Origin of the sequence: Flavobacterium branchiicola, from assembly GCF_018383905.1 — a bacterium.
Lineage (GTDB): Bacteria > Bacteroidota > Bacteroidia > Flavobacteriales > Flavobacteriaceae > Flavobacterium > Flavobacterium branchiicola.
In genome coordinates, this window is record NZ_JAGYWA010000006.1 from 338,734 (window position 1) to 351,356 (window position 12,623).

The window sequence follows — 12,623 nt, forward strand, 5'->3', positions numbered from 1 at the left end:
AATTTTAATTAGAGTGATTTGAACTCATTTTTCAAGAAGTGTAAAAATAAAAAAACCGTTCTAATTAATAGAACGGTTTTTATAAAACTATGTGATATTCTTTTAGAACATGAATCCTGCAGAAATTTGAAATACTGAGTTTTTGATATCAGCATTTTTAGAAGCGTCTGTCAAACCTAAGCCGTAGCGACCTTGTAAAAAGATGCTCTCTGTAAGTTTTACTCCTAATCCGGCGTTAACACCAAACTCGAAAGTTTCACCATTTTTAACATCGAAGTCGTTTCTTTCGCTAACTAAAAAAGAAGCTTGTGGACCAACTTCCAGACTTATTGTTTTATTTAAATAAAATTTTGCCATAACCGGAATAGCGATATATCCTAATTCGTTTTTAATGTCTTCGCTAACATCACTAAATTTATATGATGCTCCAGTAGTAGAGTACAAAAGCTCTGGTTGTATAGAAAATTTCTCTAATAATTTTACTTCTGCAACCAAACCAGCATGAAAACTTGTAATTCCGTCTTTATTAATTTGATCTGGAAAATCTCCCGTTTGACTAGCAAAGTTAACCCCTGCCTTAACTCCTAATTTTAACAATTGTGCGTGTACTGTAGCAGATGTTGCAAGGCAAAATGCAGCTACTAAAAGTATCTTTTTCATAAAAAGGTTTTTAAAAATTGGTATTTATAAAATGTTATCTACAGGTCAAAACTACATTTTTTTAGATTTATTGTTTTATAACTTCCTTTATATAATTATTAAAATTGACACTTTTTTATTTGTCTTTAGGTAGCGAATGTTGATGATTTTCTTTTAATTGTTTGAAAATCAGTTGTTTATTTGTAGTCTAATTCTGTCTTATTTATTTAAGGCTTTTTTTGATTTCAATTATTTTTTAATCAGTATAGTCTTATTTTTAAATTTAAATTTCGAATAATAAATAATAAGAAAAGTTGTTCTTAGCTGCTTCTGATGGTTTTGGCAATACTAGAAATATCGACTTAAGTTAGTTTAAACGAATCAAAGAAAAATTGTTAATAAGCTTGATTTATACATAGTTAATATGAATAGTAAAATAAGATATGTCTGGAAAAATCTACGTATAAATTATTTAAAGATTTAAAGGAGTACTAAACGAGATTTTGATTATTGGGAGTACTAATTTATTTGTTAAAATAAAAGTGTTTTTTTAAGCAGTATATTTTTATATTTGGCTCAATTAATTTAATCCTAAACAAAAAAAATGAAAAAAATTATTTTATCTGCGATTGCAGTAATGGCTTTTGCATTTACGAATGCTCAGGAAACAAGATTTGGAGTAAAAGGAGGTCTTAATATCACATCTTTTGCTGGAGGTAATTACTATGATGCAAACTCTTTGGTAGGTTTTCAAGTTGGAGGTTTTGCCGAGATTAAAGTTATTGAGAGATTGTCTATTCAGCCAGAGCTTTTATTTTCTACTCAAGGTGCTCAGCTTAAATTTGGTAATAGCGATTTTGATACTAAACTAAATTATATCAACGTACCTGTTTTAGCTAAATTTTATATCACTAAACAATTTACTGCTGAAGCTGGACCACAATTAGGATTTTTAGTTTCTGCGAAAAGCGAAGGAGAAGATGTTAAAGATGGTTTTAAATCTGTTGATACAGGATTTAATTTTGGAGTTGGATACAACTTTACTGATAATTTTTCAGTAAATGCTCGTTATACTGTAGGTTTGTCTAATATAGCAGATAATGATGCTGAGACTTGGGACGATTATTACGATAGCCCAAAAAACAGTGTTTTTGCAGTAACTTTAGGTTATAAATTCTAATATCTTCTTAGAATAAAATACTTTAAAACCTTCCTGATTCAGGAAGGTTTTTTTATAAGTAATATTTAAATAAAAAACACAACAATGCTATAGGAAAAAACTTATTTTTGTAAATGATAATTTAAATAAGATAAAAAATGAAAAAAGTAATTTTATCTGCAATAGCAGTTATGGTATTTGGATTTTTGAATGCGCAATCGACCAGATATGGGGTAAAAGGCGGACTAAATGTTTCCAATTTTACAGGTTATCAGGAAGATGTCAAATCTTTAATAGGTTTTCATATTGGAGGTTTTGCGGAAATAAAGGTTGCGGAAAAATTTGCAATTCAGCCTGAATTTTTGTTTTCTACACAAGGAACAACAATTGAAGGTTTCAACGGAGATTCTAATACTACCGTAAAAGTGAATTATTTAAATATTCCGGTTCTGGCTAAATATTACATTACAGATGCATTTTCTGTTGAAGCGGGACCTCAAATTGGCTTTTTACTTTCTGCCAAAGCCAGAGGTGAAGATGTTAGTGATATTTTTAAATCAACAGATTTTGGTTTCAATTTAGGATGTGGATATAATTTTACAGAAAACATTTCTATAAATGCTCGTTACACTATTGGTTTAACAGATGCAAATGATACTTCTGATGAATCTCAGGATTATCCTGATTTGTATAATGCAAACTTTAAAAACAGCAATTTTGCATTTTCATTAGCATACAAATTCTAATACTTTCTTTGTATAAAATATTTAAAAACCTTCCTGACTCGGGCAGGTTTTTTTATGCTAAAAATGTTTTACTTTGTAAATATGAAATGGAGTAATTATATAAAAGATTATCAGTCGTATCTGCGCATAGAAAGAGGTTTGTCTAAAAATACGATCGAAAATTATAGTTTTGATATCGAGCGTTTGTGTCTTTTTTTAGAAACAAATCAAATTGATGTTTCTCCTGTAAAAATTAAGGACGAAACCGTTCAGGAATTTATATATGCGGTTTCAAAAGAAGTAAATCCGAGATCGCAGGCGCGCATTATTTCGGGGCTTAAAAGCTTTTTTAATTATTTGGTTTTTGAAGATTACCGAAACGACAATCCGTTAGAATTAATAGAGACACCAAAAACGGGACGTAAATTGCCGGATACTTTAGCGGTAAGCGAAATTGATGCACTTATTGCCGCAATTGATTTAAGTACAAATGAAGGTGAGCGAAACAGAGCAATTTTAGAAACCTTATATGGATGTGGTTTGAGGGTTTCAGAATTAATTTCGCTTAAAATATCGGATCTGTTTTTTGAAGAAGGTTTTATTAAAATCACCGGTAAAGGAAATAAAGAAAGATTTGTTCCTATCGGAAAACTGACTAAAAAATATATTGAGATTTACAAAAATGAAATCCGTTCTAATTTAATTATAAAGAAAGGTTTTGAGGATACTTTGTTTTTAAACAGAAGAGGTAACCAGCTTACCCGGGCTATGATATTTACTATTATAAAAGATCTCGCTGTTAAGGTAAGTTTAAAGAAAAATATTAGCCCGCATACGCTTCGTCATTCTTTTGCAACTCACTTATTAGAAAACGGCGCAGATTTAAGATCCATTCAGTTAATGTTGGGACATGAGTCAATTACGACCACAGAAATTTATGTGCATTTAGACAGAAGTTTCTTAAAAGAAGTGATGTATTCCTTTCACCCTCGAAAATAATTTTTTTGCAGGCAGGTATTTTTATCCCAAAAATTAATATATTGTATGATATTTTCTATTAAAGGTAAATAAAATCGACAAACTGCATTTTTTTACTTTTATCCTGTTTTAATGATTGAATTTGCTAAAAAAGGTAATGTATGGTTTTTGATTTATATGGAAATGAAGATTGCTTGGAAGTAAATAATTTTTATAAAAAATTATTGGCTGAAATGCCCGATTTGCTTTTTCAGTTTGTAATAGATAAAGATAATAATTACTCTTTTCCTCTTGTTAGTAAATCTGCTGATGATATTTTTGAGATTTCTGCTACAGAATTTACCAACGAAATTAAATTGCTTATCTACGACCGCATTTTTCCAGACGATCGAAATTTCTTTTTTGAGACTTTAGTTGCTGCACGAAAAGACGTAAAACCGTGGGAGATTGAATTTAGGGCTGTTTTACCCAAAAAAGGTTTACGATGGTTTAAGGTTTCCTGCAAAACTGAAAAATCTCCTGACGAACGCGTGAGTTTTTTTGGACATGTTTCTGATATCACCGATTTAAAAGATAAAGAAGAAAGGCTTCGTATATCCGAAGAACGTTTTCAGTTTGCTCTCGATGCTTCTACAGTTGGAATCTGGGATTGGAATATGGTAACCAATAGTGTTTTTTATTCTTCACTTTCGTTGAAAATTTTAGAATTAGAATCAACAGATATTTTTGATGATCCGGAACGTTGGGACAAAATTGTTCATCCTGATGATCTCCCAAAATATTACTCTGATATTCACGAGCATTTTGATAATAAGATTCCGTATTACGAAAATTACCATCGTGTAATGACTTCGAGCGGACATTATAAATGGATTCTGGATCGCGGTAAAGTGATTGAACGTGATGAAAACGGAAAGCCTTTGCGGGTCATCGGTACGCACACAGATGTCTCTTTGCAGAAAGAGAAAGAATTAGAGCTGATGAAAACAATGAAATTATACAGCGATCAGAACAGCAGATTGCTGAATTTTTCGCATATAGTTTCGCATAACTTAAATACGCAGGCGGGGAATATAAAATCAATTTTAGATTTTATTGATGCCGATGTCGATAAGCAAACCGTAAATGAGATGTTGATACATTTGCGAACTGTTTCCAATGATTTGAATGATACTATTTCAAATCTAACCCAAATTGTAAAAACGCAAAGTAATATCAATATTGCGGTTGTTCCGTTGAAACTTTGTGAGTATATTGAAAAAACAATTTCAACAATTAAAGGATTTGATAAACGTAAGCATGTTACAATGATTAATAATGTGCCAAATTATCTCACTATTAATTTTAATCCGGCATATCTGGAAAGTGTTTTGCTGAATTTTACCACCAATGCCATAAAATATGCGCATCCGGATCGTGATCCTTTAATTATTTTTGATTTTGCAATTGAACCGGACGGACATAAATCATTAAAAATTACAGACAATGGTTTAGGGATTGATTTAGCGATTCACGGCGATCTTTTATTCGGAATGTATAAAACCTTTCATAAACATGAAGAAGCTCGCGGAATTGGCTTATATATCACCAGAAATCAAATAGAAGCAATGAAGGGAACGATTAAAGTGGAAAGTGAAGTTGGAGTAGGGACGAGTTTTAAAATTATCTTTGGGGATTTGTAACGCTATTTTAAAACTGATATAAAACAAAGAAGGCTATCTAATTAAAGATAGCCTTCTTTGTTTTTATGTTTTAGAGGATTTATTTAGCAATATTAACTGCTCTTGTTTCTCTAATTACGGTCACTTTTACCTGACCCGGATAAGTCATTTCTGTTTGGATTTTTTGTGAAATCTCAAATGAAAGATTTGCTGCATTATCATCAGAAACTTTTTCACTTTCTACGATTACACGAAGTTCTCTACCAGCCTGAATTGCGTAAGCATTTTTTACACCAGAGAAACCGTATGCTACTTCTTCAAGATCTTTCAAACGCTGAATGTATGAATCCAGAACCTGACGTCTAGCGCCTGGTCTCGCTCCTGAAATGGCATCACAAACCTGAATAATTGGAGATAATAATGATTTCATCTCTATTTCGTCGTGGTGCGCTCCAATTGCATTACATACTTCTTCTTTTTCACCATATTTTTCAGCCCATTGCATACCTAAAAGTGCGTGCGGAAGATCGCTTTCTGTATCTGGAACTTTACCAATATCGTGTAGTAAACCAGCTCTTTTTGCTAATTTTACGTTAAGTCCTAATTCTGCTGCCATAATACCGCAAAGCTTAGAAACTTCTCTTGAGTGTTGTAATAAGTTTTGTCCGTAAGAAGAACGGTATTTCATTCTACCCACAACTTTAATCAATTCAGGGTGTAAACCATGAATTCCTAAGTCGATTACAGTTCGTTTTCCAACTTCAATAATTTCGTCATCGATTTGTTTAGCTGTTTTGGCAACAACTTCTTCAATTCTTGCAGGGTGAATACGTCCGTCAGTTACTAATTTGTGTAATGACAAACGAGCGATTTCTCTACGAACAGGGTCAAAACAAGAAAGGATAATAGCTTCTGGTGTATCATCAACAATGATTTCAACTCCTGTAGCAGCTTCCAAAGCTCTAATGTTACGACCTTCACGACCAATAATTCTACCTTTTACATCGTCAGATTCAATGTTGAAAACAGAAACGCAATTTTCAACTGCTTCTTCTGTTCCAACTCTTTGAATTGTATTAATGATGATTTTCTTCGCTTCTTGTTGTGCTGTAAGTTTTGCCTCTTCAATAGTATCCTGAATATGAGACATTGCTTTACTTTTAGCTTCGGCTTTTAAACCTTCTACTAATTGCTCTTTTGCTTCATCTGCAGAAAGTCCTGAGATTACTTCTAATTGCTGTAACTGACTTTTGTGAAGTTTATCAACTTCACTTTGTTTTTTATCTAAAACTTCAATTTTGTTGTTGTACTCTTGAGTTTTAGCTTCAAAATCATCGTTTACTTTTTTAGCTTTAGAAAGCTCGTTAGAAACTTGAGATTCTTTATCGCGAACGCGTTTTTCTACCTCAGCAACTTTTTTATCTCTTGCTAAAATAACTTGTTCGTGTTCAGATTTTAATTCGATAAAACGTTCTTTTGCCTGAAGGATTTTATCTTTTTTGATATTTTCAGCCTCTAAATTAGCGTCTTTTAAAATTGAAGCTGCCTCTTTTTTAGCGTTTTTGATTAGGTTAGAAATATTACTTTTCTCGATAATTTTAGCTATTGCAAAACCTGCTGCAATACCCACAATACCTGAAATAATGATCGTTATTATGTCCATGTTTGTTAAAATTTATATATAAAAAAGCCTACATTAATTGCTTGAATAAACTCGTAAAGACAAGTTTTGAGCTAACTCACTGTTCAAGTTTCCCAGCCAAAGGAGGGCATACTATAGTAGTGACGATTCGCTCATTCTAAATTGTTAGTGTTGAGTTTACCAATTGTGAACTAATGTAGGCAGTATCTTAGTTTCTGTAAAGAACGTTTAGTTTTCGAGATATTGATCTAAAAGCAAATTTAAATTTTTAATTCTTTCGATAGTTTCATTTCCATCGATTGCGTTGTCAATTTGTTTTTGTTCAACCTGTGATGCAAATTGCAGGGCGCACATGGCCAGTACATCTTGCTTGTCGCGAACGGCGTAACTTTCTTCGAATTGCTTGATCATAGCATCAATTTTTTTTGAAGCACTGCGAAGTCCTTCTTCCTGAGAGGGTTCAACCGTTAAGGGGTAAACTCTGTCTGCAATTGATATTTTGATTTTAAGCTTTCCGTCCATGTTTCCTAATCTGATAGTTGTGCTATACAGTGATCAATTTCGCGAATTAATGAATTTATTTTAAGCTTTGTCTCTCTCTTATTATTGTCGCTGCCGAGCAACGAATTGGCTATTTTTAGTGTTTCATATTGCTTTTTCAAAGCTTCAATTTCTTCAGATTGTTTCTGAATAATTTGAACAGCTTTGGTTAATTCTAATTGTAAAACCTGATTGTTTTTCTCCAGACCTTTTGATTTCTCAAACAGCCTCTGGACTTTATATTCAAGAGTATCAATTATTTCGGCAATTACACTCATTATAAATCCTATTCATTACTTAATCATACAAAGTTAGTATTCCTTTTTATTAATGCAATTTTTTATCGATTTTTTTACATTAAAAATAGGTAAGTTAATGAAATTCAATTATTTGTGTTTTTGTGTGTTAACTCTCGGTTTTTCCCTGTTAATTTTTTATCTTAGCAAAAATGTTAGTTATGAAATTCTCCGTATTTGCCTTTTTGTGTTGTCATTTTGTTTTCGCTCAGACACAATATCCTAAAGATTATTTTCGCCCCCCACTTGATATTCCAATGCAGCTTTCGGGAAATTTCGGGGAATTAAGGCCGAATCATTTTCATGCGGGCTTTGATTTAAAAACAAATCAAAGAGAAGGATTAAATGTTTATGCGATTGCCGATGGCTATGTATCGAGAATAAAAATTTCGACTTTCGGAAACGGAAAGTGTATCTACATAACCCATCCAAATGGCTATACTTCTGTTTATGGCCATTTACAAACTACAGTGGGCTCAATTCAGGAATATGTTACTAAAAATCATTACAAAGAGAAGGCCTATGAAATTGAAATGTTTCTAAAACCAGGCGAACTTCCGGTAACAAAAGGACAATTAATTGCACTTTCAGGTAATACTGGATCTTCAGAAGGGCCGCATTTGCATTTTGAAATTAGGGATTCAAAAACTGAATTTGTAATTAATCCGATCTTTTTTGGTTTTGATAAAAATATCAAAGACACTAAAAAACCAACTTTGTCCAGTTTATATGTTTATCCGTTAGATAATTCAGTCGTAAATCAGTCAAAACAGCCTTTGTTGCTTAATTTAACTTTGCAAAAGGATGGAACTTATCTTGCCGGAAAAGTAAAGGCAAATGGGAAAATCGGTTTCGGAATTAATGCAGTTGATACTGATGATGTTTCGTTTAATAAAAATGGCGTTTTTAATGTTTCTACTTTTTTAAACGGAAATCAGAATTACAATTATCAGTTTAACACCTATTCTTTTGATGAAATGCGTTATATAAATGCATTTATTGATTATCCAAGATATAAAAAGACAAGTCAGCGTGTACAAAAACTCTTTATGAAAACTCCATTTGCATTGAGTATTATTAAAACAGATTCGCTTAGAGGGATAATTTCGGCTGAACCAAATTTGGCTTCTTCATATAAAATTGAAGTTTCGGATTATTTTGGGAACGCAAATTCAATTACTGTTCCGATTGAATATGATAATGCAACTCCGCTTGTGGCGCCGGAACCTGTCACATCTCCATATTTTGTGAGATATAATAAAGATACCAATTTTGAAAAAGATAATATGTCGGTCTTCTTTCCTGCTAAAACATTTTATGATGATTTTAATTTAAATTTTGATGTAAAAAACAATCGAATTTATATTCATGATGATACAGTTCCAGTGCATTCAAATTTTACAATTACCATAAAAAACGATACTTATCCGGAAAACTTGCGCGATAAACTTTTTATAGGAAGAATGAGTGGTGCAAGCAGTAGTTATAATGGTACAATTAGAAAAGGAGATGTTTTTACCGCCAAAGCTAAAATCCTTGGACAATACGGATTGGTTCTGGATACCATTGCTCCGGTTATAAAAATAACCAAACCGGTCGAAGGAAAATGGATTAGTGACCAAAGGAAAATTGAGTTTATTATAAGTGATGCATCATCCGGAATTAAATCGTACAACGGATTTTTAAACGGAAATTGGGTTTTATTTGAATATGAGAATAAAAATAGAAAAATTACACATACTTTTGATAATCAGTATTTAACCGAGGGTGAAAATACACTGAAAATTGAAGTAGTTGATAATGTAGGAAATTCTGCTATCTTTGAGACTAAATTTTTTAGAAGTCAACAAAAATAAAAACCAAGTCATTGAAGGTAAACAGGATAATATTCGCTTTTCTTTTTCTATTTTTTACAAGTCTTTCATTTGCTCAAAATGCACATGTTAAAGGAATTATTTTAGATAATGCAAATCATCCTGTATCCAATGTTAATATAACAACAGGAAAAAACAGTACACAATCTGATGCGAATGGTTTTTTTGAAATTGATGTGGTTTCAAATAAAAAAACTTCGATAATTTTTACTCATATTTCATTAAAAATGATAAGCTTGACGGTGAATTTAAAGCCAGATGAAGTTTTTGTTTTTAATCCTGTTATGAATAATTCCGAAGAACAGATGGGTGAAGTTTTTGTTTCTTCTAAAAACAGAAAACGTGTTCAGGGAATTGTTACTGTTGATGTTGGAACGATAAAAAGAATTCCTGGAGCCAATGCCGGAATCGAGAATATTCTTAAAACACTTCCGGGAGTAAATTCAAATAACGAATTAAGTACGCAATATGCTGTTCGAGGCGGAAATTACGATGAAAACTTAGTGTATGTTAACGAAGTCGAAGTCTATCGTCCTTTTCTGATTCGTTCTGGACAACAGGAAGGTTTAAGTTTTACCAATACAGATTTAGTGCAAAACGTTGATTTTTCGGCGGGTGGATTTCAGGCTAAATTTGGGGATAAATTATCTTCCGTTTTAGATATTACTTATCGAAAGCCAACTCAGTTTGGAGCCGCTTTTGAAGCGAGTTTTTTAGGTGGAAGTGCTGCAGTTGATCTTGTTTCTAAAAATAAAAAATGGTCAGCCGTTACCGGAATTCGCTACAGAAATAATAGCCTTTTGGTGAATAGCCAGGATACAGAAACCAATTATACACCAACTTTTGCAGATATTCAAACAAACATCAATTACGATATATCCGAAAAATGGCAAATAAGCTTTTTAGGGAATATTTCTGAAAACAAATATTTATATCAGCCTTTAACCCGCCAGACCAAATTTGGTACAGTCGACCAACCAATGGCGCTTGCGGTTTATTATGAAGGTCAGGAAAAAGATAAATACGATACTTATTTTGGGGCTTTAAAAACAACTTATAAAGTTTCACCAAGTTTAACTTTAAAATTAATTGGCTCTTTATTTCATACCACAGAACAAGAACATTTTGATATTTTGGCGCAATATCGTTTAGGAAATGTTGATGAAGAAGGAAATACAGAAAATATAGATTTTACACGCGGAATTGGTTCGCAGTTAAATCATGCCCGAAATGATCTCGATGCTTTAATTGCGAATGCCGAAATTAAAGGTTTTAAAGAATGGTTAAATGACAGTCAGCTGGAATTTGGTTTAAAATATACTCGCGAATCTATTCGGGATCGTGTTGTAGAGTGGGAGGTAATTGATTCAGCCGGATTTTCTATTAATCAGCCGCTTGTAATTTTGCCAAAAAACAATCAGCCTTATCAACCGTACGCTGGTCCATTATTGCCTTATCAGGATGTTCGTGCAACCAATTTTAATACAATAAACAGATTTTCGGGATACGCACAATTCAATAAGAAATCAGAATTGGGTTCCAATCAGATTTGGTATCATCTTGGAGCTCGTTTTCAGAGTTGGAATGTTTCCGGTGCTTCAGTCGAAGGTAAAAATCAAATTGTAGTTAGTCCGCGAGCTCAGTTTGCGATGAAACCAGACTGGGATATGGATATGGTTTTCAGGGTTTCCGGAGGATTGTATCATCAGCCGCCTTTTTACAGGGAATTACGTGATTTGAATGGCGTTGTGAATCCAAATGTAAAAGCACAGGAATCGGTACACATTGTTTTGGGTAATGATTATAATTTCAGAATGTGGAATCGCCCTTTTAAATGGGTTACCGAAGTATATTATAAATCACTTTCGGATGTAAATGTGTATTCTATTGATAATGTCCGAATTCGTTATATTGCCAATAATAATGCAAAAGCCTACGCGCAAGGTTTTGATTTTAGATTAAACGGAGAATTTGTTCCGGGAACTGAATCCTGGGTTAGTTTTGGATATTTAAAAACAGAAGAAAATTACGAGAACAAAGGTTATATCGCCAGACCAACAGATCAGCGTTTGAAATTTGCAATGTTGTTTCAGGATTATATGCCAAATATTCCAAGTGTAAAATTGTATCTGAATTTAGTTTATAATACTGGTTTGCCAGGCGGCGCTCCGGCTTACTCAGATCCTTATTTATATCAAAACAGATTAAACGATTATAGAAGAGTTGATGTTGGTTTTGCTAAAGTTTTTGTAGATGCAAGTAATCAAAGCACAAAAAAAAGCTGGCTTAAAAACTTTAAAGAGTTGTCTCTGGGATTAGAGATTTATAATCTTTTTAATAATCAAAATGCGATTACCAATACCTGGGTTCGTGATGTTTATTCTAAAAATGAATATGTGATTCCAAATTATATGACTTCCAGGGTTTTTAACGTTAAGTTGAATGCGAGGTTATGATCGAAAAACGTGAAAAAAGGAAAAAGATTTTTTACGTGCCGGGAATGATTTCTTTGGTCTTGATTCCTTTGTTTTGTTTTTATCATTTTTATAAAGTTGATGCCTTTAAAGTTGTTGGTTGTATAGATGTTAGTTTTCCGGATGCAAACTCAGAAAAAGTATTCTTATCTATAAAAAGAAATTATCAAAAATTTACATTTAATAACTCTTTGATTGTTGAGAAAGAAAAGTTGAATGATCTTGAGATTGCCTTAAGAAAATTAAATAAAGAGAATGATACAATAAATGGTATTCAGGTGCATTTAGGAAGTAAAATGCAATACGAAGTTTATATTAGAATAATGGATATTTTTGCAATTGAGCAGATGCCAAATTTCATGCAATATAAAAATGATTTCTTTCTTTTAATGATGCCCAAACCTAAGCCAAATAAAAATTTGAAAAAGATACATTATTTTCGATGTGCTTATGAAGAAGTTAATAGAGATTATTTTTTAGAAATAAGGAAAAGAGAAGAGTTTGAACGTAATATAGCTTTGTATAAAAAGAATTGGCTTATTTTTTTAGGTTATTTAGGATTGGTTCTTTTAAATGTACTTGCTTTAGTAAAATTCAATAAAACCAGAAATTACAATCAAAAATAGTATATTTGA

At 32.2% G+C, this 12,623-nt stretch carries 11 protein-coding genes; 7 read left to right on the forward strand and 4 right to left on the reverse strand.

All coding sequences use genetic code 11. The annotated features are described in order from the left end of the window. Positions 1-102: 102 nt before the first annotated feature. Complete coding sequence (locus tag KHA98_RS16810) at positions 103-660, reverse strand: porin family protein (RefSeq protein WP_213259055.1); 558 nt, start codon at positions 658-660, stop codon at positions 103-105. 583 nt (positions 661-1,243) lie between these two features. On the opposite strand from KHA98_RS16810, the gene KHA98_RS16815 reads away from it, so the two are divergent. The 4 genes from KHA98_RS16815 to KHA98_RS16830 all read left to right on the forward strand — a co-directional run bounded on the left by KHA98_RS16815 (position 1,244) and on the right by KHA98_RS16830 (position 5,183). Then, the gene (locus KHA98_RS16815) at positions 1,244-1,819 is read left to right on the forward strand and encodes a porin family protein (protein ID WP_213259056.1); all 576 of its coding nucleotides are present in this window, start codon (positions 1,244-1,246) and stop codon (positions 1,817-1,819) included. 137 nt (positions 1,820-1,956) lie between these two features. Continuing rightward, positions 1,957-2,544, forward strand: a complete 588-nt coding sequence (locus KHA98_RS16820; protein WP_213259057.1) for a porin family protein — start codon at positions 1,957-1,959, stop codon at positions 2,542-2,544. Positions 2,545-2,625: 81 nt separating this feature from the next. Next, the gene (xerD, locus tag KHA98_RS16825; protein ID WP_213259165.1) at positions 2,626-3,522 is read left to right on the forward strand and encodes a site-specific tyrosine recombinase XerD; all 897 of its coding nucleotides are present in this window, start codon (positions 2,626-2,628) and stop codon (positions 3,520-3,522) included. A 140-nt stretch (positions 3,523-3,662) separates the two neighbouring features. Beyond that, a complete protein-coding gene (locus tag KHA98_RS16830) occupies positions 3,663-5,183 on the forward strand; it encodes a sensor histidine kinase (RefSeq protein WP_213259058.1) in 1,521 nt (506 codons plus the stop codon). Positions 5,184-5,262: 79 nt separating this feature from the next. Here KHA98_RS16830 and rny read toward each other — a convergent pair whose 3' ends face one another. From rny to KHA98_RS16845, 3 genes are all read right to left on the reverse strand, one after another. Next, a complete protein-coding gene (rny, locus tag KHA98_RS16835; protein ID WP_213259059.1) occupies positions 5,263-6,825 on the reverse strand; it encodes a ribonuclease Y in 1,563 nt (520 codons plus the stop codon). A 207-nt stretch (positions 6,826-7,032) separates the two neighbouring features. Then, positions 7,033-7,326, reverse strand: a complete 294-nt coding sequence (locus tag KHA98_RS16840; RefSeq protein ID WP_213259060.1) for a cell division protein ZapA — start codon at positions 7,324-7,326, stop codon at positions 7,033-7,035. 5 nt (positions 7,327-7,331) lie between these two features. After that, positions 7,332-7,622, reverse strand: coding sequence for a hypothetical protein (locus KHA98_RS16845; RefSeq protein ID WP_213259061.1), 291 nt, complete (start codon positions 7,620-7,622; stop codon positions 7,332-7,334). Between the two features lie 179 nt (positions 7,623-7,801). Here KHA98_RS16845 and KHA98_RS16850 point away from each other — a divergent pair, with 179 nt between their 5' ends. From KHA98_RS16850 to KHA98_RS16860, 3 genes are read left to right on the forward strand one after another with little or no spacing between them, the layout of a single operon-like run. After that, on the forward strand, positions 7,802-9,496 hold the full coding sequence (locus tag KHA98_RS16850; protein ID WP_213259062.1) for a M23 family metallopeptidase: 1,695 nt from the start codon (positions 7,802-7,804) through the stop codon (positions 9,494-9,496). An 11-nt stretch (positions 9,497-9,507) separates the two neighbouring features. Then, entirely contained in the window at positions 9,508-11,970 is a 2,463-nt protein-coding gene (locus tag KHA98_RS16855; RefSeq protein WP_213259063.1) for a TonB-dependent receptor, read from the forward strand. A gap of 44 nt (positions 11,971-12,014) precedes the next feature. Next, complete coding sequence (locus KHA98_RS16860) at positions 12,015-12,614, forward strand: hypothetical protein (protein WP_246522399.1); 600 nt, start codon at positions 12,015-12,017, stop codon at positions 12,612-12,614. The last annotated feature ends 9 nt before the right edge of the window (positions 12,615-12,623 follow it).